Source organism: Streptomyces sp. NPDC005794, from assembly GCF_042871445.1.
In the GTDB taxonomy this organism is placed as follows: domain Bacteria; phylum Actinomycetota; class Actinomycetes; order Streptomycetales; family Streptomycetaceae; genus Streptomyces.
Map to the genome: position 1 here is coordinate 60,324 of NZ_JBIAIN010000009.1, position 21,733 is coordinate 82,056.

Annotated in this window: 19 protein-coding genes and 1 pseudogene; 5 read left to right on the forward strand and 15 right to left on the reverse strand. The window is 69.9% G+C overall.

What is annotated here, in order from left to right; translation table 11 throughout:
* The first annotated feature begins 24 nt into the window (after window positions 1-24).
* Window positions 25-759 carry a TetR/AcrR family transcriptional regulator gene (locus tag ACFYQ5_RS16320; RefSeq protein WP_389197969.1) on the forward strand — a complete coding sequence of 245 codons (735 nt, stop codon included), beginning with the start codon at window positions 25-27 and terminating at the stop codon, window positions 757-759.
* Here ACFYQ5_RS16320 and ACFYQ5_RS16325 read toward each other — a convergent pair.
* The 6 genes from ACFYQ5_RS16325 to ACFYQ5_RS16350 all read right to left on the reverse strand — a co-directional run bounded on the left by ACFYQ5_RS16325 (window position 744) and on the right by ACFYQ5_RS16350 (window position 10,890).
* A complete protein-coding gene (locus ACFYQ5_RS16325; protein ID WP_389197970.1) occupies window positions 744-1,094 on the reverse strand; it encodes a 5-carboxymethyl-2-hydroxymuconate Delta-isomerase in 351 nt (116 codons plus the stop codon). The genes ACFYQ5_RS16320 and ACFYQ5_RS16325 overlap by 16 nt on opposite strands.
* A gap of 164 nt (window positions 1,095-1,258) precedes the next feature.
* Window positions 1,259-6,565 carry a pullulanase-type alpha-1,6-glucosidase gene (gene pulA, locus ACFYQ5_RS16330; RefSeq protein ID WP_389197971.1) on the reverse strand — a complete coding sequence of 1,769 codons (5,307 nt, stop codon included), beginning with the start codon at window positions 6,563-6,565 and terminating at the stop codon, window positions 1,259-1,261.
* Between the two features lie 90 nt (window positions 6,566-6,655).
* Window positions 6,656-8,380: a carbohydrate-binding module family 20 domain-containing protein gene (locus ACFYQ5_RS16335; protein WP_389197972.1), complete on the reverse strand. Its 1,725-nt coding sequence runs from the start codon at window positions 8,378-8,380 to the stop codon at window positions 6,656-6,658.
* A gap of 448 nt (window positions 8,381-8,828) precedes the next feature.
* On the reverse strand, window positions 8,829-10,112 hold the full coding sequence (locus ACFYQ5_RS16340; RefSeq protein ID WP_389197973.1) for an RNA polymerase sigma factor: 1,284 nt from the start codon (window positions 10,110-10,112) through the stop codon (window positions 8,829-8,831).
* A gap of 25 nt (window positions 10,113-10,137) precedes the next feature.
* On the reverse strand, window positions 10,138-10,509 hold the full coding sequence (locus ACFYQ5_RS16345) for a YciI family protein (RefSeq protein ID WP_389197974.1): 372 nt from the start codon (window positions 10,507-10,509) through the stop codon (window positions 10,138-10,140).
* 36 nt (window positions 10,510-10,545) lie between these two features.
* Complete coding sequence (locus ACFYQ5_RS16350; protein WP_389197975.1) at window positions 10,546-10,890, reverse strand: DUF998 domain-containing protein; 345 nt, start codon at window positions 10,888-10,890, stop codon at window positions 10,546-10,548.
* Window positions 10,891-11,044: 154 nt separating this feature from the next.
* Here ACFYQ5_RS16350 and ACFYQ5_RS16355 point away from each other — a divergent pair, with 154 nt between their 5' ends.
* A complete protein-coding gene (locus ACFYQ5_RS16355) occupies window positions 11,045-11,470 on the forward strand; it encodes a hypothetical protein (RefSeq protein WP_389197976.1) in 426 nt (141 codons plus the stop codon).
* A 111-nt stretch (window positions 11,471-11,581) separates the two neighbouring features.
* Window positions 11,582-11,948 (forward strand): annotated as a pseudogene (locus ACFYQ5_RS16360) (isochorismatase family protein); the annotation flags it as partial.
* On the opposite strand, the gene ACFYQ5_RS16365 reads toward ACFYQ5_RS16360, so the two are convergent.
* From ACFYQ5_RS16365 to ACFYQ5_RS16380, 4 genes are all read right to left on the reverse strand, one after another.
* Complete coding sequence (locus ACFYQ5_RS16365) at window positions 11,941-12,270, reverse strand: hypothetical protein (protein WP_389197977.1); 330 nt, start codon at window positions 12,268-12,270, stop codon at window positions 11,941-11,943. The pseudogene ACFYQ5_RS16360 and the gene ACFYQ5_RS16365 overlap by 8 nt on opposite strands.
* A gap of 77 nt (window positions 12,271-12,347) precedes the next feature.
* The gene (locus ACFYQ5_RS16370) at window positions 12,348-13,355 is read right to left on the reverse strand and encodes a hypothetical protein (RefSeq protein WP_389197978.1); all 1,008 of its coding nucleotides are present in this window, start codon (window positions 13,353-13,355) and stop codon (window positions 12,348-12,350) included.
* 16 nt (window positions 13,356-13,371) lie between these two features.
* Window positions 13,372-14,292, reverse strand: a complete 921-nt coding sequence (locus ACFYQ5_RS16375) for a helix-turn-helix domain-containing protein (protein WP_389197979.1) — start codon at window positions 14,290-14,292, stop codon at window positions 13,372-13,374.
* A gap of 280 nt (window positions 14,293-14,572) precedes the next feature.
* Window positions 14,573-15,010, reverse strand: a complete 438-nt coding sequence (locus ACFYQ5_RS16380) for an ATP-binding protein (RefSeq protein ID WP_389197980.1) — start codon at window positions 15,008-15,010, stop codon at window positions 14,573-14,575.
* A gap of 164 nt (window positions 15,011-15,174) precedes the next feature.
* Between ACFYQ5_RS16380 and ACFYQ5_RS16385 the strand changes: the two genes are divergently transcribed.
* Window positions 15,175-16,053 (forward strand): helix-turn-helix domain-containing protein, encoded by an 879-nt coding sequence (locus ACFYQ5_RS16385; RefSeq protein ID WP_389197981.1) that lies wholly within the window; start codon window positions 15,175-15,177, stop codon window positions 16,051-16,053.
* Window positions 16,050-16,259, forward strand: a complete 210-nt coding sequence (locus tag ACFYQ5_RS16390; protein WP_389197982.1) for a DUF397 domain-containing protein — start codon at window positions 16,050-16,052, stop codon at window positions 16,257-16,259. Before ACFYQ5_RS16385 ends, ACFYQ5_RS16390 begins: the two co-directional genes overlap by 4 nt.
* A 47-nt stretch (window positions 16,260-16,306) precedes the next feature.
* Here the strand turns inward: ACFYQ5_RS16390 and ACFYQ5_RS16395 are convergent, their stop codons facing one another.
* The 5 genes from ACFYQ5_RS16395 to ACFYQ5_RS16415 form a co-directional block, all read right to left on the reverse strand.
* Entirely contained in the window at window positions 16,307-16,867 is a 561-nt protein-coding gene (locus ACFYQ5_RS16395; protein ID WP_389197983.1) for a GNAT family N-acetyltransferase, read from the reverse strand.
* A gap of 119 nt (window positions 16,868-16,986) precedes the next feature.
* Window positions 16,987-18,063, reverse strand: coding sequence for a LacI family DNA-binding transcriptional regulator (locus tag ACFYQ5_RS16400; RefSeq protein ID WP_389197984.1), 1,077 nt, complete (start codon window positions 18,061-18,063; stop codon window positions 16,987-16,989).
* Window positions 18,048-19,724: a glycoside hydrolase family 13 protein gene (locus ACFYQ5_RS16405; RefSeq protein ID WP_389197985.1), complete on the reverse strand. Its 1,677-nt coding sequence runs from the start codon at window positions 19,722-19,724 to the stop codon at window positions 18,048-18,050. The genes ACFYQ5_RS16400 and ACFYQ5_RS16405 overlap by 16 nt, the downstream gene beginning before the upstream one ends.
* Window positions 19,725-19,821: 97 nt before the next feature.
* Complete coding sequence (locus tag ACFYQ5_RS16410; RefSeq protein ID WP_389197986.1) at window positions 19,822-20,709, reverse strand: sugar ABC transporter permease; 888 nt, start codon at window positions 20,707-20,709, stop codon at window positions 19,822-19,824.
* Window positions 20,706-21,722, reverse strand: a complete 1,017-nt coding sequence (locus tag ACFYQ5_RS16415; protein WP_389197987.1) for a carbohydrate ABC transporter permease — start codon at window positions 21,720-21,722, stop codon at window positions 20,706-20,708. Before ACFYQ5_RS16415 ends, ACFYQ5_RS16410 begins: the two co-directional genes overlap by 4 nt.
* Window positions 21,723-21,733: the final 11 nt, after the last annotated feature.

The following is a 21,733-nucleotide window of genomic DNA, read 5'->3' on the forward strand; positions in this document are numbered from 1 at the left end:
ACCTGCACCGTTAGGCTGTTCGGTATGACGACCGGGGTGCGGCGCAGGATGGGTGTCGACGAGCGCAGGGCCCAGTTGATAGGCGTCGCCCTGGAGTTGTTCAGCACCCGCTCGCCCGACGACGTGTCGATCGACGAGATCGCGGCGGCGGCCGGCATCTCGCGCCCGCTCGTCTACCACTACTTCCCGGGGAAGCGCAGCCTGTACGAGGCGGCGCTGAAGCGGGCCGCCGACGAGCTGTCCGGTCGCTTCCTGGAGGCGCACGAAGGGCCGCTGGGGGCCCGGCTGATCCGGGTGATGTGCCGGTTCTTCGACTTCGTCGAGCAGCACGGTCCGGGCTTCGCCGCGCTGATGCGGGGCGGTCCGGCAGGGGGCTCGTCCAGCGCCGACGCCCTGGTCGACGGGGTGCGGCAGGCGGCGTACGAGCAGATCATCGCGCATCTCGGTGTCCGGACCCCGCCTGCCCGGCTGGAGCTCGTCGTGCGGTCCTGGGTGTCACTGGCCGAGTCGACGGCCCTGCTCTGGCTGGACGGGAAGCGGATCCCGCGCGCCGAGCTGGAGTTGCAGCTGGTGCACGACTTCGCGGCGCTGGCCTCGGTGAGTGCCGCGTACGACCAGGAGATGGCCGGCATCATGCTGCGGGTCTTCGCGCAGGAGCCGGCGGACGGCCCGTTCGGCGAACTGCTCGCCAGGCTCACGGTCCTGGCGCCCGCCGCACCGGCCGTCCCGTCGCAGCGGCTTTCTCAGTTCTTGACGTAGGACGCGTCCAGGTCCCGGACCTCGGCCGAGGCGTGGACGGTGAAGCCGTCGACGGCCTTCAGGTGCCCGGCCAGCAGCTCCAGTACGGCTTCGGTGAGCTGCGCCTTGATCTCGGGGGTCCGGCCGGGCAGCATCGCGATCGAGACGTTCACGACGGAGTCGCCCGTCGCCGCGTCACCGACGAAGGAGTCCTCGGCCCGGCGGAACCGGGTCTTGCAGGCGGGGACCTTGGTGGACACGGTCTCGGCGACGAGCGGGTGCAGGGCGAGCGCGAAGCCGCGGCGGTCGAAGCTGTCGTCGAGCTCGGCGGAGTAGTCGACGGTGATCTGCGGCATCAAGCGCTCCTGATGGCGAGTGCGGGTACGTATACGTGTACAGCGTGCATGCACGTGTACGGCTTCAGCTTCGCGTGCTCACGCCGCCCGCACAAGTGAGCACGGACACGGCCGGTCCCGGCTTCCGCCGTGAGGGCGGGAGCCGGGACCGGGTGCGGTGGGTGTCAGCGCTGGGAGAACACGGCGACCGTGCGCCCCGGCACGGTGAAGCTGCCCGTCCTCCCCTCGTACGAGGACTTCTTGACCGCGGCGTCCGCGCCCGCTGCCTGGACGGGGTGCAGGGCGTACGTCGTCCCGGCCAGCTCGGCGACGTCCTGGCTCTGCGTACCGGGGGTGGCGTTCATGACGACGACCAGCTCGCCCAGGCGCATCGTGATCACCCCGGGGGTCTCCTCCTTGCCGGAGAGCGGGAAGGACAGGGTCTCCTGCACCTGTTCGGCGGTGGCCAGGCCGAAGTCCTTCTCGGTGGTGCGGATGGTGAGCAGGTCCTGGTACGCGGCCGAAGCGCCCGTGATCTGCGCGCACCCGGGGGTGAGCGCGGCCGAGGTCAGCAGCGGCCTGCCGTAGGACCACTTGTCCTCGTTGTCGGCGGCGGGCGGAAGTCCCCGCCCGAAGCCGTTGCCCTTGCGGCAGTCCCAGTGCAGCGCGTTGAACCAGTCGCCGCTGTCGTAGGAGTTGCGGTCCAGGGACTTGGAGCGCAGCAGGTCGGTGCCGGCCTGGGAGAGCGCCGGTCCCTGCGAGAGTGCGGCGGTCGCCATCGCCACGACCTGCATGCGGGCCCGGTCGGCCGCCGTGGTGTCCGCCGGGAGCTTGAAGGCGAGGGCGTCGTAGAGGGTTTCGTTGTCGTGGGCGTCGGCGTAGGCGAGGGCGTCACCGGGCACGGCCGCGTATCCGGCGGGGGCCCCGTTGTAGTCGACGGCCGAACCCTTGACCGTACGGCCCTGGGTGTCGGTGAAGGTGTAGCCGGCGAGGTTGCCGGTGAGGCCGACCTTGATCAGGTCCTGGTAGTGGAGCAGCCGGGCCTTCTGTTCGGCCTCGGTGCCGTTGGCGGCCGAGGTGTTGGGGTCGGTGTAGAGGCCGGAGGCGAAGCCCTGGACGCCGGGGTCCTCGTCGAAGGGGCCGCCGCCGCGCACGGCGTCGCGGGCCCGGTCGGAGAAGGTGGCGATCCCGGTGCCGGCCATGTTCTTCTGGGTGGCCTGGACGAAGCGGGCGTCGTCGGCGATCTCACCGAAGTTCCAGCCCTCGCCGTACAGGATGATCTTCTTCCCGTCGACGCCGTCCTCGGCGACGGTCAGCTCGTCGAGGGCCTCCCGGACCGCGAGGATGTTGGCCTTGGGGTGGTGTCCCATCAGGTCGAAGCGGAAGCCGTCGACCTTGTACTCCTTGGCCCAGGTGACGATCGAGTCCACGACGAGCTTGCCCATCATGGTGTTCTCGGGTGCGGTGTTGGCGCAGCAGGTCGAGGTGGCGACGGTGCCGTCCTCCAGGAGCCGCTGGTAGTAGCCGGGCACGATCCTGTCGAGGACGGACTTGTCGTCCTGGCCGGAGGCGACGGTGTGGTTGTAGACGACGTCCATGACGGTCCGCAGCCCGGCGCCGTTGAGCCCCTGGACCATCTGCCGGAACTCGACGGTGCGCTTCGTGCCGTCGGGGTCGGAGGCGTACGAACCCTCGGGGACCGTGTAGTGCAGCGGGTCGTAGCCCCAGTTGAAGGCGTCCTTCGCGGCGGCCTTCGTGACGCAGGCCTGCTGTTCCCCGGAGTCCGGGGCGGAGGCGGACAGGTCGCAGGCCGGCTGCTGCTGGTCGGACTTCTTCTCGGGGATCGTCCCGATGTCGAAGGCCGGCAGCAGGTGCACATGGCTGGTGCCGGAGTCCGCGAGCTCCTTGAGGTGCTGCATCCCGTCGGACCGGGTGTCGGTGAAGGCGAGGTATTCGCCGGGGTGCTTCGACGTGCTGTCCGTGATCGAGAAGTCGCGGACGTGCAGCTCCTGGATCCGGGCGTCGCGCAGCGGGGTCGCGGCGGGCTTCTTCAGGCCGGACCAGCCGCGCGGGGCCAGCTTCGGGTCGTCGAGGTCGACGGCGAGGCTGCGGGCGGAGTCGGCGGTCAGGGCGGTGGAGTAGGGGTCGGTGACCTTGTTGGTGACCATCTTCCGGACGGCGGGCGCCCAGACGTCGACGGCGTAGCGGTAGGGCTTGCCGTTCCAGCTCTTCTTCCCGGTGACCGACCAGACGCCGGTGCGGTCGTCGCGCCGCATCGGGACGGTCCTCCCGTCGAGTTCGAGCGCGACGGTACGGGCGGTGGGCGCCCAGACGGAGAGCGTCGGGCTGCCCTTGCGGAAGACGGGTCCGAGGGCGGCGCCGCTCGCGGCCTTCCCGTACAGCTCGTCCAGTACGCCCGCGGTCTGTACGCCGGTGGCGGCGAGCAGGGCGCCGTTGGCGGCGCGCTGGGTGGCGATGAGCTGGCCGCGCAGGGATTCCCGCACCCTGTCCCGGTCGCGGGTGTCGACGGTGAACGCCGGATAGTCCTTAAGGTGCGGGTACTTCACCTTCTGCGCGTCGGTGAGCTCCGTCGCGCCGAGCCGGAGCCACTGCCCCTCGTCGGAGAGCGCCCCGTCGACGACGGAGATGCCGCCGTTCCTCGCGTACACGAGCTGCTGGCTGGTGGCGTCGGTGGCCTTCACCTTCCAGACGACGGTGTCCCCGTCGATCCACTGGGCCTCGGCCTTGGTGAGGTCGGGCGTCGGCATCCCGCCGGCCTGCGGCAGCAGGTAGCCGGGCTTTCCGCCGAGCATCCAGACCTCGTGCCCGTGCGAGGCGATGTCGAGGGACTGGTCGCCGGGGAGGTCCTTCTCGTCGCCCTTGTGGAGGACGTAGCTGAGCGAGGTGGCGCCGTCGGTGAGCGGGACCTCGAAGGTCACTCCGTAGGCGTCGGTCTTCACGGGCCGCAGCGGCTTCGCCCAGTCCGTGGGGGCGGCGGCCCCGGTCCAGGTGTGCAGGCCCCAGCCGTCGTAGTCGCCGTCGGCGCGGTGGTGGTGCAGAACAGCCTTCGAGGTGTCCTGCGCCGGGGCCTCGGGAGCCTCGGTGGCCTGCTCATCCTTGCCCTGCTCGACCCAGACCTGGCCGGTCCTCGCGAGGTCGACGGTGCGTTCGGGGCCGTCGGCGGTGCCGTCCTTCTCGACCGTGTACGGGACGGAGGAGGCGCCCTCGTCGAGGTCGATCCAGGCGAAGGCGCCGTAGGCGTCCCGGCCGGTGAAGTCGGCGGTCGTGTCTCCGGACTTCAGCTGCCAGCCCTCGTAGTCGCCGTCCGCGCGCTTGTAGTGGACGACGGCGTGGTCGCGTTCGACGGCGACGGGCTTCGGGGCGGGCGGGGCCTGGCCGGCGGTCGTGGCGGCGAGGGCGCTCGCGGTGCGTCCGGCGCGGTCGGTCACGACGGCCTTGTAGCGCAGCGGGGTCCCGGCCTTCACCGAGTCGTCCAGGTGCTGGGTGACCTTGTACGGGGCGTGGTCGGCGGAGCCGAGGGTGACCCACGTGCCGTTGCCGGTCTGTGCGGCGAACACGACGCGGTTCAGGTCTCCGCCGTCCACGTCGGCGCTGACCTCGACGGTGCCGGTGGCTCCGGCGGCCGGGGCCTTCAGGGTGACCGACGGCTCGGCGGCGGGGGTGCCGAGCGGCTTGTCGGCGCGGAGCACGACGCTGGACAGCGCGGGCACGGTGACCTCGACGGTCTTGTCCGCGCCGCTGCGCACGGTTCCGGAACCGCCGTACAGCGTACGGAAGTTCATGCCGGCCGATTCGGTGGTGAGCTCGACCGTCCTCGCCTCGGTGCCGTTGTTCGTGGCGACGAGGTATTCGTAGGGGCGCTTGGTGTCCGTCCGCGAGAAGGCGTGGACGGAGTCCTTCGCGTAGCGTTCGGTCTGTACGCCGTCGCGCAGGGCCGGGTGGTCCTGGGTGAGCTTCGACAGGGCGGCGACGGAGCGGTAGAGCGGGTGCTCCGTGTCGTACGCGTCGGAGGCGTGCGTGCGGTCGGTGCCGAGCTGGTCGTCGTCGAGGTAGTCGGCGGTCTTCGAGGCGAACATCGTCTGGCGGGAGTCCTTGTCGCCGCCCGCTCCGGTGTAGCCCTGCTCGTCGCCGTAGTAGATCACCGGGTTGCCGCGGCCGAGGAACATCAGCTCGTTGGCGAGGCGGGCGCGGTTCAGGAGCTCGGCGTCGTCGGCCTTCGGGTTGTCCTGCTTCAGGAAGGTGCCGATCCGGCCCATGTCGTGGTTGCCGAGGAAGGTCACCTGCTCGTAGGCGTTGGCCTTGTCGGTGGTGTAGCGGTAGTCGTCACCGTAGACCGCGGCGAGCTTCGAGGCCGGGGCGCCCTGGGAGGCGTACTGCCGGGCCGCTTCCTGGAAGGGGAAGTCGAGCGTGGCGTCGAGACGGCCCCGGGTGACGTAGGGCGAGGTGATCGCGGTGTCGGCGGAGTAGACCTCGCCGAACATGAAGAAGTCGTCCCGGCCGCGCTTGTCCGCGTACGCGTCGAGCGCGGTCGCCCACTGGGTCCAGAAGTCGAGGTCGACGTGCTTGACGGTGTCGATGCGGAAGCCGTCGATGTCGAAGTCGCGGACCCACTTCTCGTAGATCTTCTCCATGCCGGAGACGACCTCGGGACGTTCGGTCCACAGGTCGTCGAGGCCGGAGAAGTCGCCGTACTCGGTGGACTCGCCCGCATAGGTCGAGTCCCCCCGGTTGTGGTACATCGTGGGGTCGTTGAGCCAGGCCGGGACCTTCTCACCCGTGTGGGCGGGGGTGTACGGGAAGGAGTCGGCGTCCACCTCCTCGACGCCCCGGGTGTCGTCGAACGGACGGCCGTTCCCGTCGAGGTACGGGAAGGCGCCCTTGGGCTTGTAGCCGTACTTCTTCTCGGCGTAGTCGACGGTGTCGGCGGTGTGGTTGGTGATGACGTCGAAGAAGACCTTCATGCCCTTGCCGTGGGCCTTGTCGATCAGCTTCGTGAGGTCGGCGTTGGTCCCGAAGTGCGGGTCGACCTGGGTGAAGTCGGTGATCCAGTAACCGTGGTAGCCGGCCGACGCGTTGTCGCCGGTGCCCTGGACGGGCCGGTTCTTGAAGATCGGGGCGAGCCAGATCGCGGTGGTGCCGAGGTCCTTGATGTAGTCGAGCCGCTGGGTCAGTCCCTTGAGATCGCCGCCCTGGTAGAACCCCTTGTCCGTGGGGTCGTAGCCGGTCTCCGTCCGCGAACCGGTCAGCCCGCCACGGTCGTTGGAGGTGTCGCCGTTGGCGAACCGGTCGGGCAGCACGAAGTAGAACTGCTCACGGGTCAGGTCGTGCCGCGCCGGTTCGTCGGCGAGTTCCGCGTCCGAGGGCGGGGCGGGGGGTCTGGGCGCGGCAGGCGCGGCGGCCGCCGGCACGACGGGCAGCAGCGCCGCGCACAGTGCGGTGACGGCTCCCCGCCGGAGGGTGGTTCGGGACACGGGCGGGTACTCCTCGGCGTTCAGGGGTGGGTTCAGCGGTGCGGGCCGGGGACGCGTCACTCGCGTCCCCGGCCCGCTGTTCGGTGCAGGTCAGCTGCGCCAGACGTCGGCGGTCAGCGCGGCCTTGCCGGAGGACGGCACGGTGGCGGTGCGGTTGGCGCCGCTCTCCCAGGTGACGTTGCCGCTCGCGTCCTTGCGGAGGTACTTGTACGCGAACGTGGTCCCGGCGGGCAGGCTCACGTCGAGCTTCCAGACGGGGTACGTCGCGGGGTCGAGCTTCAGTGCGCTGCCGGTGTTCCAGCTGCCGAGGGCGGTCTGGTCGCCGGTGACGTAGATGTTCTGACCCGGCTGGGTGGTGGCGTTGACGCCGAAGGAGGCGCCGGACCGGCCGGTGCCCGGGTCCGGGGTGGTGGTGCCGCCGGAGCAGGTGCGGGCGTTGACGTGCAGGGCCACAGCGGTGCCGGAGCCGAGGGTGGCGGTGAACTGCCCCGAGCCGTTGACGGTGACGCCGTTGCCGGACTGGACGTCGCAGTAGTCACCGGCGGGCAGCGAGGTCTGGAACGTACGGGTCAGCGAGGAGCCTTCGTGGTTGATGGCGACGTACGCCTTGGAGCCCCGGCCGAACGCGATCTGGTCGCCGCCGTTGTCCCACCAGTTCGAGACACCCTGCCCGCGTGCGGCGTTGCGGAAGCCGACCATGGAGGAGATCTCGCGCCAGGCGTGCTGGCACTTCCAGCCGTCGCTGTAACAGGCGTTGACCTGGCCGCCGTTGGGCGGGCCCGCATCCTTGTCGGACCACTCGTAGCCGGAGTGGACGTCCGGGGAGCCGTAGGGGTAGGCCAGCATGAAGACACTGGCCAGGGTGTACTTCGAACCGTCCTTGTAGTTCAGGGTGTCGCCGCCGCGCTCGGTGTCGTGGTTGTCGACGAAGACGGCGGACTTGCCGGACTCCATGAAGCCCCAGCCCTCGCCGAAGTTCTTCAGGTAGGCGAGGTTCTCGTCGTTGAAGACCTGCTTGAGGCTGCGGCCGTAGCGGAACTCCTGGACGTCGCCGCTGCCGAGGTACTCGGAGGGCGAGACGGCCTCGCCGGCCCCGTGAATCGCCTCGTGCTTCCAGTACACACCGGGTTTGCTCAGCCGGGACTTGATGTTCGCGAGGTCGGCGGCCGGCATGTGCTTGGCCGCGTCGATGCGGAAGCCGTCGACACCGAGGGAGAGCAGGTCGTTGAGGTAGCCCGCTATCCGGCCGCGTACGTACTCCTCGCCGGTGTCCAGGTCGGCGAGGCCCACCAGTTCGCAGTTCTGGACGTTGCCCCGGTCGCCGTAGTTGTTGATCTGCGACTGGCAGTCGTTCATGTCACTGACGGAGTAGGTGCCCGGGTAGTCGTACTTGCTGTACGAGGACCCGCCCGTACCGGTGCCCGAGCCGGCCGACATGTGGTTGATGACCGAGTCGGCTATGACCTTGACGCCCGCGCCGTGGCAGGCGCTGACCATGTTCGCGAAGGCGGTGCGGTCGCCGAGCCTGCCGGCGATCTTGTAGCTGACGGGCTGGTACGAGGTCCACCACTGGCCGCCCTGGATGTGCTCCTGGGGCGGCGAGACCTGGACGAAGCCGTAGCCGGCCGGACCGAGACTGTCGGTACACGCCTTGGCGACCGAGGCGAACTTCCACTCGAACATCACCGCGGTGACGTCCCTCTCACCGGGCGGTGCGGCCTGGGCTGTGCCTACGGTGCCGAGTCCGGTGGGGATGACCAGGACAGCGGCGCCCGTGACGAGGGCCAGCGCGCCAGACAACGGTCTGCGTGCCATGACGTTCCTCCTGCGGTGGGGGAAGGTGCGGGGATGGCGGAGCAGCCTCACCGGGCAACGCGCCGTGCCGTCAAGGCTGCTGAAGGTTCTTGCAGAAAGAATGCAAAACCTGGGGTGCAGCAGACCGTACGATCCTGACCTGCCCTGGTCAACCCCCTGGACACGACGCGATGACGTCCCGCTCACATCCGCGAAATCCCGCAGACTCCTTTCCTGCAAGGTCTTACGCAAAATATTGCGCGGCTGTTAGATTCGTCCCGACTCCGGTCCGGCCGGCCGGGGGTCCGGCACGCCGGATCCCACGCGCCCGTCCGGCCGGGCCGGTCACGGCACGGAGAGGCCCCGACGTCACTTCCCCGCCGGCCCGATCCCGGGCCGACTTCGGGGCCTTTCCTGTGCATCCGGCCCGCACGGCTGCCACGGCGGCCGGGCTCGGCACCGTACCGGGTCAGGTCAGGCGGTCGGCTTCGCCGAGAAGGTAGCGGCGTTCGACCTGATTGGCCGTCAGGGTCGCCGCCTCGCGGTACAGCGCGGTCGCACCGGCCGCGTCCCCGGTCATCCGCAGCAGGTGGGCACGCACCGCGCGTTCCCGTTGCCGGGTGAGAGGGTCCTGATCCAGCCCGTGGCGCCTGTTGAGGTCGTCGAGCAGTGCCGTCCCGCGGGCCGGTCCGTAGGCCTGGGCGACCGCGACCACCCGGCTCAGCCGCACCGGCGCGGTGGGGGTGAGACGTTCGAGCCACAGGTACAGCATCGCGATCTGCGGCCAGTCCGTCCCCTCCGGTGTCGCAGCCGCCGCGTGCAGCGCCGCGATCGCCGCCTGCAACTGGTACGGGCCCGTTTCGCGCCGGCTCCACACTCCGTCGATCAGCCGGGTGCCCTCACGGATCAGATCGCGATTCCAGCGCGTGCGGTCCTGCTCGTCCAGCGGCACCAGCCCACCGTCGTCGCTGCTGCGGGCCGCGTGCCGCGACCCGGTGAGCAGCATCAGCGCCAGCAGTCCGGTCACCTCGGCGTCGTCCGGAACGGAGTCGCCGAGCATCCGGGTCAGCCGGACAGCCTCATCGGTCAGGTCGACGCGGGCGAGTTCTTCACCGGCGGAGGCCGTGTACCCCTCGTTGAAGATCAGATAGAGCACCCGCATGACCGCGGCCACCCGGCGTTTCCTGTCGTCGGCGGTGGGTGCGGTGAAGCGGGCGCCGGCGCGGGCCAGCCGCTGTTTGGCGCGGCTGATCCGCGTGGCCAGGGCGGCTTCGGTGTGTCCGAAGGCGTGGGCGATCTCGGCGGTCGTCAGACCGCCGACCGCCCGCAGGGTGAGCGCCACCTGCGAGGCGGGGGTCAGCGCGGGGTGGCAGCAGAGCAGCAGCAGGGTGAGGCCGTCATCGGCCTCTCCCGCAGAACCCGCCTGGCGCGCCGGTTCCCGCATGGCCAGTTCGGCCAGGCCGGCCTCCTGCTCGCGTCGGCGCCGCGCCTGTTCGGAGCGGAGCTGGTCGACCATCCGCCGGTAACCGATCCGGATCAGCCAACCGCGCGGGCGCTCCGGCACCCCTTCGGCCGACCACGTCCGGTGCGCTGCCAGCAGTGCCTCCTGTACCGCGTCCTCGGCGATGTCGAAGCGTCCGAAGCGCCGCACCAACGCGCCCAGCACGTGCGGCGCTTCGGCACGGAGCAGGTGCTCGACATCCGTGGTCGCGAACGGCCCGCCCTTCACGGGCCGGTGTGGCACGCTGCCCACGCCGGGCCTGGTGACGGACGGCCGGTCACGTGGCGAAGTCCTCGTCCATGATCGACCGGATCTCGATCGGCTCGCCCAGCACCTCCACGATCCGCGAGGCGATCTCCACGGCCCGTTCCCGGCCGGCCACATCGATGACGGCGAAACTGGCCAGGACCTCCTTGAGCTCGGCGAACGGCCCGTCGGTCGCCGTCACGCCGTCCGGGCCCCGGTGCACGGTGGTACTGAGGGCCGGGTGCGCCAGGCCCTCGGTGCCGACCAGCTCTCCGGTCTCGAGCAGTTCCTTCTCGAACCTCTGGTACGCGGCGAACGCGGCCAGCGCCTCCTCCGTCGGCGCGTCGGCGGTCGCAGCGTCCCAGGCGGCGGCCGGCGTGTATCCGAGCAGCAGGTACTTCACGGGGTCCCCTCTCCGACAACGCTTGGCGATGGTAGGTCAGGTTCGGCACGTGCGGCGCAGGGAGAGTGCGAGGGCGGTCGTCCAGGTGAAGGCGACCAGGCCGGTCACGGCGATCTGAACACTCATGTGGTCCGGCGACATGGGCAGTACCAGCACGAGGGCGGCAACACCGTGCAGCACGAACGTGGCGACCTGGATCCAGCCCGCGCCGCCGGTGGCGAGCCGGCTGATCGGGTGCCGTGTGATGTCGAAGCCCTCGCGTGTGGCCATCTGGACGGCCGCCGAAGCGAAGACGACCGGCCCGGCGAGCGCTCCCGCGATCAGCAGGCGGTCGGGGCGGCGGGCGACGGGGCCGACTGTGTCGATGGTGGTGGCGGTCACGGCTTCCTCCTCGAGGGGTTCTGCCGGCTACCTCGTGGCAGAAGCCACGATCTCGACACCCTTCCGGCGTGACTCACGCCACATATCAGTGGTGTCGAGAACGAACCGTCGACTTCGAGGTAGCCGCGAGAACCCGACCCACCAAGGAGGACGAATGTCTGAGTCCAACCAGCCGAGCGCCGAGCTGAAGGCCCTGGATCGCCTGATCGGCACCTGGACGGTGACCGGCGGAGCCGAGGGAACCGTGCGCTACGAGTGGATGCCCGGCCGGTTCTTCCTGAGCCAGCACGTCGAGCTCACCCAGTCCGGGGAGCGGGTCAGTGGTCTGGAGCTGATCGGGAACCTACGTCCGTTCGGCGAGCCGGCCGGCGCGGACGTGGTGTCGCGGTTCTACGACTCGACGGGCAACACCCTCGACTACGTCTACGAACTGACCGGTGACACGCTCGTCATCTGGGCCGGGGCGAAGGGAAGCCCGGCCCATTTCGAGGGCACCTTCAGCGCCGACGACGCCACGATGACCGGCGACTGGGTCTACCCCGGCGGGGGCGGATACACGTCAACCATGACCAGGGTCTGAACCCGGCCGATGCGGTCTGCCGGGCCCGGCCTTCGTCCCGATCGGGGCACAGGCCGGGGCCGCGCTTTCATTCCGGCCCCGGGCGGCCCGACTTCACAGCGGCGAAGGCACCCGTACGACATCCGGGCCGAGATCGGCCGGATCCACCCCGCCGTCGCACCGGCCGAGAGTGAGCCCGTCGTAGTGAAGAAGACGCCGGACGCCTTCGTCGGCACGGACCTGGACCGGCACGTCGACGCCGCGGGCACAACAGCGACCTGGTCATCGCCGGGTCCATGACGCACATGTGCGTGGCCTCCACCGCACAGGGCACCTTCCTGCGCGGACCGTCCCACCGTCGTGGCCGATGCCGGCGCCACCCGGGCGCTGCCGGTCGTCGGCATCGAACTGGACGCCCGTCAGGTGCACTACAGCGCCCTTGCCACCATCGACGACCCCGTGCGGGGTCGTCGTCCCGACGCAGAAGTCCCTCACCTGAGCCGACCCAAGCCCGGCGGTTCGCGAACCGTCCTCTCGCGAACCGGGACGGTACGGTCACCGGTCGCGGGGGTTACCTCACCGAAAACCTCTTCGGCGGTGGTGGCACGGATGGCACGAAGCAACCACTCGCGGAGGATTTCCGGGTCGCCGCAGGTGGTGATCCTCCTGCGGGTCGCCTCGGTGATGTCGATGCCGTGTACGCCGAGGACGATCGGGATGCTCTCGGCATACCCCTCGGCCCGACCTTGGGCGCGGCCTTGTGCGCGGCCTTCTTCGCGGATCTCCTCAGAGAGCGGCGAGATGTAGAAGGAGAGATCCACGGCCACCAGGTTCCTCCATTGTCGTGTGAGATGGCCGATGCCGGTGCGCCGTACGGGGCACCGGCATCGGAAGGACGCTACCGATCGGCAGAGGCTGCCTCATCGAAGATTCCATCGGAGGTGGGGACGAACGCTGCACGCATCAACCATCGGCCGAGCACCTCCGGGTCACCGCAGGCGGTGACCCTCTCGCGGGTGGCGTCAGTGATGTGGATACCGCGTTCACCCAGGAGGAAAAGGACCGCGTCGGCGCGACCCTCGACTCGGCCTTCTACTCGACCCTCGACGCGGCCTTCTACTCGACCCTCGACGCGGCCTTCTACGCGGCCTTCAGCGCGGCCTTCAGCGCGGCCTTCTACGCGGCCTTCAGCGCGGCCTTCGATACGGCCTTCGTCCCGGATTTCTTCAGAGAGCGGCGAGGTGTAGAAGGAGAGATCCACGGCCACCAGGTTCCTCCACTGTTGGGCGGCAGGGCGGTTGCCCAGGCCTTGTGCGATGAGTTCGACGAACGGTTCAACGATCGATTCCGGTGCGTCGCGCAAGGCGACGGACATCGTCTTCAGTATCACATCGACGTCCGGATTGTCAGCGTGTGTGATCGCCGAGAGCGTGGCGAGCGCGAGGTCCTTCCGGGCTTCGGCCACGTTCGTGATGACGGGCATGTTGTGCGGTCCGGCCACGAGGGGACGGGTGGTCACGGTCGGCCATTGGGGCAGGCCGATCGTGAGAGGACGGGCGGCCCATGTGGCGGTCGCGTGGTCCTGGCAGATCACCAGGAGCAGGACCGGAAGCCGGTACTTGTTGTTGAGGTACGTGACGTAGTACGGCCAGCTGGCCGTTTTGCCGGGGTCCTTCTTACCTTGGGCTTCGACGACGAGGAGGAAAGGGCCGTCTTTCTCCGTGCTGATACGCAGGAGGGTGTCGACGCGCCGTTCGAGCGGCTCGTTTTCGGTGAGGTCGACGGTCAGGAGCTCTGCCGACACGAAAGGCGGCAATTCGAGCCCGAGGACATCGGAGAGCTGGGAGAAGAGGTCCGGGTATTCCTGGAAGATGCGGTGCATCGCTTCGTGCGGTGCGCTGACCATGGAGCTCCGTTCGGTATCAGGCGGCTGTGGGCAGGTCGGTACGGCAGTCACGGCAGTGGCCGGGGTGCCGCGATCGGAAGGCGCGGTCGCAGCGGTCGCAGTTCTGGAGCGGGATGACGATCGAGCCGGGGCGTGCGGCCTCCAGTTCGTGGGTGCCGGGAAGCGGCGGCGGCAGAAGGGCGGTGATCCGGTGCCGCAGGAGCTTCGCGGGGTGCTTGAGAGGGACGGGGAGGTCGGCGGTGAGGACGTGCCGGACGGTGTCGGGGTGGGCATCGCGTTCGAGCCACGTGACGACGCCGGGCACGAGAGCGCGGACGTCCGCCTCGGCCAGCACGAGTTGAGGCGCGTGACGTCGCAGGTCGGAGAGGAGCGCGGCGGCCGTGCGCTGGAGCTCCGGAGTGAGGGCCTGCGGCTGCGGGAGCGGAACGGGTGCTGCCAGGCGGGCTGTGGGCGGCGGTACGGGGGTGGCGGCGGGCGGAGGCGTGGTCGCGGCAGGCGCCATCAACTGCGCCTGCGCCGAGATCACCGGCGCGGGCTCGGCCGCGCTGCGCGCGACCCGGGGCTGAGCAGGCCTGGCGGTGGGGGCGTCCCCGCCCGGCTGGTTGTACGAGACCGTACGCGTCACGATGCGGCCGTCGGCGAGGCGCACGCGGCTGCGGTGCAGGTAACCGGTCGCCTCCAACTCCCGCAGGGCGGCGGCGATACGGGTCTCGCTCTCCGGGAAGCGTTCGGCGAGGCGCTTGATGCCGATCTTCGCTCCGGCCGGCAGCGACTGGATGTGCGCGGCCAGGCCGATCGCGACGAGGGTGAGGCCCCGGTGCTGGGCCAGGTGGTTGCCGATGACGGTGAAGCCTGCGCTGTGCCGGACGTTGCTGTGGATCACGCCCGACGCAGCGGGCTGGGTGCACGGGGGCGCGGTAATCTGCTGGGTACCCATCGGGAAGCCTCTACTTCCTCGGTGGTCAGGCCCTCGATCGGGATTCCAGTCCCGTCGGGGGCCGTCGCATGTCTGTGGTGGTCGAGGCGAGCATATGCCCGGCAACACGTGCCAAATCCAGCTCAGTTGCCCTTTGTCACCCGAGCGAGTGACAGAGCATGAATTACGGCGAGTTGGGTTGGGAAGGGTCATTTCCCGAGTTCTTTCAAAGCTTCTAGCGTCGTGGGCCACCGCGTCACGGCCCACCGGGTCGCGGGCCCCCGCGGCCCGGTGGCGACGGTCACCGTACGAGGTCGAGTTCGGCCCAGACCGTCTTGTGCGGGGCGGGCCCGGCTTCGACGCCCCAGCGGTCCGCGAGCGCCCCGACGATCAGCAGACCGCGCCCCGACTCCGCGTCGTCGGCGGGCACATCGACGGTTCCGGGCCCGGGAGGAAGCCGCTCGCCCCGGGTGTCGGTCACCTCGATACGGAGAAGCGCATCGCGGTGGACCATGAGGCCGAGCCGGAAGTCCCGGCCTGTTACGCGACCGTGCACGGCGGCATTCGTGGCGAGTTCGGCCACGATGTGCGCGGCCGGTCTCGTGGGCAGCCCCCAGTCGGCCAGGTGGGCCGTGGTGAGCAGGCGGGCGAGCCTGGCACCTCGGCGCGTGGGCGAGAGCAGCACGGTGAACTGCCGGGTGAGAGCGGAATGTTCGGTTCGGGTGATTTCTTCGGTCACATCACTCAGCGTGGCCTTTTTTGCTTACCGTGAGGAGTGGCAGGCCGGTTACGTACGGTCATTGTCCCGTCCTTGTCCAGTGCTGTCCCGGCTGTCCTGGGTGACTCGCAGGGGACGGCAGAGGTTGGTGCAAGAACGGCAGGCGCGTCGGAAGTGGGGCACGGATGAGCGTGGATGAGGCTGGTACGGCACGCGGGAACGACGGAGCGGACGAGCCCGGTTGGGAGGTCGACCCCGATGACGAGTCGGGAGTCGCCATGGCCGCCACGGTGGGCCGGCAGATCAAGGCCTGGCGAGAGGCGGCAGGCATGCGGGCCGGTGAGTTCGGAGCCGCGATCGGGTACGGGGAGGACCTGGTCTACAAGGTGGAGGGCGGCCGACGCATCCCCCGTCCGGAGTTCCTGGACAGGGCGGACGAGGTGCTGGGGGCGGGCGGCAAGCTTGCCATGCTGAAACGGGAGATGGCGGAGGCCCGGTACCCGAAGAAGGTGCGGGACCTGGCGAAGCTGGAGGCGAAGGCCGTCGAGCTCGCGGCGTACGGCAACCACAACATGCATGGGCTCTTGCAGACCGAGGCGTACATGCGGGCGCTGCTCGCTACGCGTCGGCCGGCCTACTCCCACGAGGAGCTGGAACGCATGGTGGATGCGCGCATGGCTCGCCGGTCCGTCTTCGGACGGGATCCGGCTCCGGAGTTCAGCTTTGTCCAGGAAGAGGTGACCCTGCGCCGCCCGATCGGAGGGACAATGGTGTTGCGCCAGCAGCTCAACCACCTCTTGGAGGTAGGTCAGTTGCGCAACGTCGAGATCCAGGTGATGCCGACATGCCGTGGGGACCATCCCGGTACGGGCGGGCGGATCCAGGTACTGAAGTTCGGAGACGGTTCAGCCGTGGGACGCACGGACAACGAGTTCGCCGGCCGCCCCGTCTCTGACCCGAAGCAGCTCCGGATCCTCGAACTGAGGTATGGCATCATCCGGGCTCGGGCTCTCTCGCCAGAGGAGTCACTGGCCTTCATCGAGCAAGTTCTGGGAGAGACATGATCCACAAGAACTCCGCAGGACACTCCTCCGAGTTGGAGTGGTTCAAGAGCAGCTACAGCGACAGCAGTGACGGCAACGACTGTGTCGAGGTGGCGACCACACCCGGGGCGGTTCACGTCCGAGACTCCAAGCGCGCTCCCGGCCCCCACCTCGGGTTCACCCCCACCCCATGGGCAGCCTTCGTGACCTACGCCTCCGCGAGCTGACCCTTCCCCTCCGAAGCACCCACCGCGACGCCGGCTGAGTCACCGGATCAGCCGGTGCGAAGGCCGGGCGGCGTGACCGAGGGCCACACGCCGAACCACTGCTCGGCGCCGTACTCCTCGAACCGCTCCACCTCGGTGAACCCCAGCTTCGCCGCGAGGCGCATCGAGCGGTCGTTGGCGGTCTGGGTGCAGAGCACCACCGGCTCACCGGGAAGTACGTCGGCGAACCAGGCGAGTGCCGCTGCGCAGGCCTCGGCGGCGTACCCTCGTCCCCACGCTTCCGGAAGGAAGGTGTAACCGAGCTCGGCCTCCCCTGCATCCGGACGGACGTGCCCCGGACGCTCCGCGTCGCGCCGATCGAGCGCGACCATGCCGATCATCGCTCCGCCGAGATCGATCACGAAAAGGCCAGGGCGCCGCCCGGGCACCTCAGGCACCGCGCGCTCAAGCTCATCACGCGGTCGAGGGCCACCGAGGTAGGTGTGCACCTGGCGCGACGCGAACAGCTCGATGAACGCCGCACGGTCCCGGGCCTCGGACTCGCGGAGCACAAGCCGCTCGGTCCTTATCGGGGCGGGCGGCCAGGCGACGGGGCCGAGTCCGGTCATGGCGGGCAACCTATCGCACGCCCATGGGAGGGATCCGGGCCCTGACCCGGTTCTGCCCCGGGCCGGCACGTGAGGCGGGGCCGGGTCCCCCTCCGGACCCGGCCCCGCCTCGCGCCCGTTCAGACGCTGCGCGCCGCCGCAGTCGAGCCGCGCACCACCAACTCCGGCTGGAACACGTACTCCGTGCGCTGCACCGGGCTCCCGCCGATCTCCTCCAGCAGGGCGCCCACCGCCGCAGCCGCCATCGCCTGCACCGGCTGGCGCACCGTGGTCAGGGGCGGGTCGGTGAAGGCGATCAGCTGCGAGTCGTCGAAGCCGACGACGGAGACGTCACGCGGGACCTCGTAGCCTCTCCCCCGCGCTGCCCGGACCACACCGAGCGCCATCAGGTCGCTGCCGCAGACGATGCCGGTGCAGCCCGCGTCGAGCAGGGCGCCTGCCGCGACCTGGCCGCCCTCGACACTGAACAGCGTGGAACAGACGAGGAGTTCGGCCTCCTCCCGGTCCATGCCCAGCAGCGAGACTGCCGCGTCGACGAAGCCTTCGCGCTTGCGGCGGGAGGGCACGTAGCGCTGCGGCCCGATCGCCAGGCCGATCCTCCGGTGCCCGAGCTCGGCGAGATGGCTGACGGCCATCCGTACGGCGGCCTGGTCGTCGGGCGAGACGAACGGGGCGCTGATGCGCTCGTTGTAGCCGTTGATCAGGACGAACGGCACGCCGCGTTCGGTGAGCGCCGCATAGCGCGCCGGGTCGGCCGAGGTGTCGGCGTGCAGCCCGGACAGGAAGACGATGCCGCCCACGCCACGCTCGACGAGCTGTTCGACCAGCTCGTCCTCGGTGGCGCCGCCGGGCAGCTGGGTGCAGAGCACGGGGGTGTAGCCGTGCCCGGCGAGGACCTGCTCCACGGACTGCGCGAACGCCGGGAAGATCGGGTTGACGAGTTCGGGTGTCACCAGCCCGATCAGTCCGGCGCTGCGCTGCCGCAGCCGTACGGGGCGTTCGTAGCCGAGGATGTCGAGCGCCGCGAGCACCCGCTGACGCGTGGTGTCCGCGACGCCCGGCTTCCCGTTGAGGACCCGGCTGACGGTGGCCTCGCTGACCGCGGCCTGACCGGCGATGTCGGAGAGCCGCAGCGCCGGTCCGGTCCTGGGTGCGGGGACGGTCCTGGGTGCGGGGACGGTCACACCGTCCACCACACCGTGGTGTCGGCGGGCAGCTCGACCGTGTCGCCGTCGACGGTCACCGGGGCGCTGGCGAGCAGCAGGGTGCCGGGGGCGTCGATCCGCACCGGTGCGCCCGTCGTGTTGACGGTGCAGACGAAGCCGGGGCGGCCGAGGGCGAGTACGCCTTCGGGGGCGTCCAGCCATGCGACGTCCGTGCCGGCGCCGAGTCCCGGGTGCTCGCGCCGGGACGTGATCGCGGCGCGGTACAGCTCCAGCGTGGAACCCTCCGTGCCGGTCTGCGCCTCGACGGAGAGCGCGCCCCAGCTGTCGGGCTGCGGCAGCCAGCTGCCGCCGTCGCCGAAGCCGTACGAGCTGCCCTCGCGGGTCCACGGGATCGGCACCCTGCATCCGTCGCGGAAGCCGTCCTGGCCCTCGGCGCGGAAGAAGGACGGGTCCTGGCGGGCCTCGTCGGGCAGGTCGGTGACATCGGGCAGGCCCAGTTCCTCGCCCTGGTAGATGTAGGCGGAGCCGGGGAGGGCCAGCATCAGCAGGGTCGCCGCGCGGGCCCTGCGCAGGCCGAGCTCGCGGTCGCCGGGGGTCCGGATCTGGGTGCCCAGGCCGGGCGGGTTGCCGAAGCGGGTGGTGTGCCGGGTGACGTCGTGGTTGGAGAGCACCCAGGTGGTGGGGGCGCCCACCGGACGCATCGCGTCGAGCGAGGAGTCGATGACCTTGCGCAGCTCGGCGGCGTCCCAGGCGGTCGACAGGTACTGGAAGTTGAAGGCCTGGTGCATCTCGTCGGGGCGCACGTAGTTGGCGGTGCGTTCGACGGTGGGGGTCCACGCCTCGGCTACGAGAATGCGCCCGCCGGGGTACTCGTCGAGGATGGTGCGCCAGCTGCGGTAGATCTCGTGCACACCGTCCTGGTCGAAGAACGGCATGACGTCGTTGCCCAGCAGCTTGAGCTGGTCGTGCGATCCGAGGTCCGGCAGGCCCTCCGCCTTCACGAGGCCGTGGGCGACGTCGACGCGGAAGCCGTCGGCGCCCATGTCGAGCCAGAAGCGCAGGATGGAGCGGAACTCGTCGGCGACGGCCGGGTGTTCCCAGTTGAAGTCGGGCTGCTCCGGCGCGAAGAGGTGCAGGTACCAGTCGCCGGGGGTGCCGTCCGGGTCGGTGGTGCGGGTCCAGGCGGGGCCGCCGAAGATGGACTCCCAGTCGTTGGGCGGGAGTTCGCCGTCGGTGCCCTTGCCGGGGCGGAAGTGGTAGCGGTCACGCAGGGCCGATCCGGGGCCCTCGGCGAGGGCGCGCTTGAACCATTCGTGCTGGTCGGAGGAGTGGTTGGGCACCAGGTCGACGATGATGCGCAGGTCCAGGCCGTGGGCCTCGCGGATCAGCGCGTCGGCGTCGAGGAGTGTGCCGAACATCGGGTCGATGGCCCGGTAGTCGGCGACGTCGTAGCCCGCGTCGGCCTGCGGCGAGGCGTAGAAGGGGCTGAGCCAGACGGCGTCGACGCCGAGGTCCCGGAGGTACGGGAGCCGCGCGGTGACGCCCGCGAGGTCGCCCATGCCGTCGCCGTTGCCGTCGGCGAAGCTCCGTGGATAGACCTGGTAGATCACCGCGTCCTGCCACCAGCCGGTGCGGTGGCCCGGGGCGTCGTCGGACGTGCCGGTGGAGGGGGCAGCGAGGTGCTGGGTCATGTCGTCCCTGGGGTGTCTGGGTGGGGAGCGGCGCCGGGACCGGGTCGGGGATCCGGCGCCGCCGTGACGGGTGCGGTCGTGCGGGTCGTGCGGCTGCTCAGCCCTTGACTGCTCCGGCGGACATGCCGGTGACCAGGTGCTTCTGCGCGAAGAGGAAGACCAGCGCGGCCGGGATGGCGATGAGCACGGACGCCGCGGTCATCGGGCCCCACTGGGCTCCGTACTGGTTGACGAACTTCTGCAGTCCGCCGGCGAGCGTGAGGTTCTCGTCACCGACCATGAACGCGGAGGCGTACGCCACTTCGCCCCAGGCGGTGATGAAGGAGTAGAAGGCGGTGACGGCGAGGCCGGGCTTGGCGAGCGGCAGGATGAGCCGCCAGAAGGTGCCGAACGGGGTGAGTCCGTCGACCTGTCCCGACTCGTCGATCTCGCGCGGGATCGTGTCGAAGAAGCCCTTCATCATCCAGGCGCAGAAGGGCACCGAGATGGTGAGGTAGGTGATGACGAGCCCGGCCGGCTGGTTGAGCAGGCCCATCGTCGACATGATGTTGTAGATCGGCACGATGAGGACGGCCACCGGGAACATCTGGGTGACCAGCAGGGTCCACATCAGCCCGCGCTTGCCGGGGAAGCGGAAGCGGCTGACGGCGTAGCCGGTGGTGGCGGAGACGAAGACGCCGATGACGGTGGAGAGTCCCGCGACGATCACGGAGTTGCCGAACCAGCTCAGGAACTCGGTGTCCTTGATCAGGTTGGTGTAGTTCTCGAACGTCGTCTCTTTGAAGAAGTCGGTGGTCGACGCGAACTGCGCGGGCTTCAGCGAGGTCAGCAGGACCCAGAGCACCGGGAAGACCGCGATCACCGACATGACGATCAGGGTGAGGTGCAGGGCCACGGAGGCGGCCGGCGAGCGGTCGCCGCGCTTGCGGACCTTGCGGGCGCCGTGCTTGACGGGGGTGGCGGGGGTCGCCGTGCCGGTGGTCACCAGTTGTCTCCCTGCGTGCGGAGCACTCGCCGGTACACCATGGCGAAGAGCATCAGGAGTACGAGGATCAGCACGCCCCAGGTGGAGGACTGCGCGAAGTCGCGCGGGCTGATCTCGAAGGAGAATTTGTACGCCTGGGTGACCAGGATCTGGGTGGCTTCACCGGGTCCGCCGCGGGTCAGCAGGAAGATCACCGGGAACATGTTGAAGGTCCAGATGGTGGAGAGCAGGACCACCGTGGTGGACACCGGGCGCAGTCCGGGGAGCGTGATGTGGCGGAAGCGCTGCCAGGCGGTGGCGCCGTCCATCTCCGCGGCCTCGTACTGCTCCGAGGGGATCGACTGGAGGCCGCCGAGCAGGGCGACCATCATGAACGGCACACCGAGCCAGACGTTGACGGCGATGACGGAGAACTTGGCCCAGGTGGGGTCGTTCAGCCACGGTATGCCGTCGATCCCGGCGCCGCCGAGGATCTTGTTGAGCAGGCCGTTGTTCTCGTTGTAGAGGAAGCGCCAGGCGAAGACGGAGACGAAGCCGGGGATGGCCCAGGGCAGGATCAGCGCCATGCGGTAGGCGGAGCGGCCGGCGATCCTGCGGTTGAGGATGTTGGCGAGGGCCATGCCCAGGCAGAAGGTGATGGTCACACAGGAGACCGTCCACACCAGCGTCCAGCCCAGCGTGCCGAGGAACTGGGTGCCGGTCAGGGCGTCGGCGTAGTTGTCCAGGCCCACGAACTCGTAGGTGGCGGGCATGTCGTTGACACCGATGGAGCGGGCGACGTTGCGCTCGTCGGCGTCGGTCAGCGACAGCCAGACGCCGCGGACCAGCGGGTAGCCGATGATCACGCCGATCACGAGCACGACCGGGGCGACCATGGTCCAGGCGTACCAGTGGACCGACAGGGCGCGCCGGAGCCTGCTCGGTGGCGGGGGGTTACCAGTACCGCGGCTCCGGCCGCGGGCGACGTCGTCGCCCGCGGCCTTCGCCACCGACTGGCTGGTGTGGACAGCCATCAGCCGGCCTG

What these genes read in the sequence shown, in the direction of transcription:
- ACFYQ5_RS16320 (WP_389197969.1), top strand. Translation starts at nt 25, where the DNA reads ATGACGACCGGGGTGCGGCGCAGGATGGGTGTCGACGAGCGCAGGGCC.
- ACFYQ5_RS16325 (WP_389197970.1), bottom strand. Translation starts at nt 1,094, where the DNA reads ATGCCGCAGATCACCGTCGACTACTCCGCCGAGCTCGACGACAGCTTC.
- ACFYQ5_RS16335 (WP_389197972.1), bottom strand. Translation starts at nt 8,380, where the DNA reads ATGGCACGCAGACCGTTGTCTGGCGCGCTGGCCCTCGTCACGGGCGCC.
- ACFYQ5_RS16355 (WP_389197976.1), top strand. Translation starts at nt 11,045, where the DNA reads ATGTCTGAGTCCAACCAGCCGAGCGCCGAGCTGAAGGCCCTGGATCGC.
- ACFYQ5_RS16370 (WP_389197978.1), bottom strand. Translation starts at nt 13,355, where the DNA reads ATGGTCAGCGCACCGCACGAAGCGATGCACCGCATCTTCCAGGAATAC.
- ACFYQ5_RS16375 (WP_389197979.1), bottom strand. Translation starts at nt 14,292, where the DNA reads ATGGGTACCCAGCAGATTACCGCGCCCCCGTGCACCCAGCCCGCTGCG.
- ACFYQ5_RS16385 (WP_389197981.1), top strand. Translation starts at nt 15,175, where the DNA reads ATGAGCGTGGATGAGGCTGGTACGGCACGCGGGAACGACGGAGCGGAC.
- ACFYQ5_RS16390 (WP_389197982.1), top strand. Translation starts at nt 16,050, where the DNA reads ATGATCCACAAGAACTCCGCAGGACACTCCTCCGAGTTGGAGTGGTTC.
- ACFYQ5_RS16395 (WP_389197983.1), bottom strand. Translation starts at nt 16,867, where the DNA reads ATGACCGGACTCGGCCCCGTCGCCTGGCCGCCCGCCCCGATAAGGACC.
- ACFYQ5_RS16405 (WP_389197985.1), bottom strand. Translation starts at nt 19,724, where the DNA reads ATGACCCAGCACCTCGCTGCCCCCTCCACCGGCACGTCCGACGACGCC.
- ACFYQ5_RS16415 (WP_389197987.1), bottom strand. Translation starts at nt 21,722, where the DNA reads ATGGCTGTCCACACCAGCCAGTCGGTGGCGAAGGCCGCGGGCGACGAC.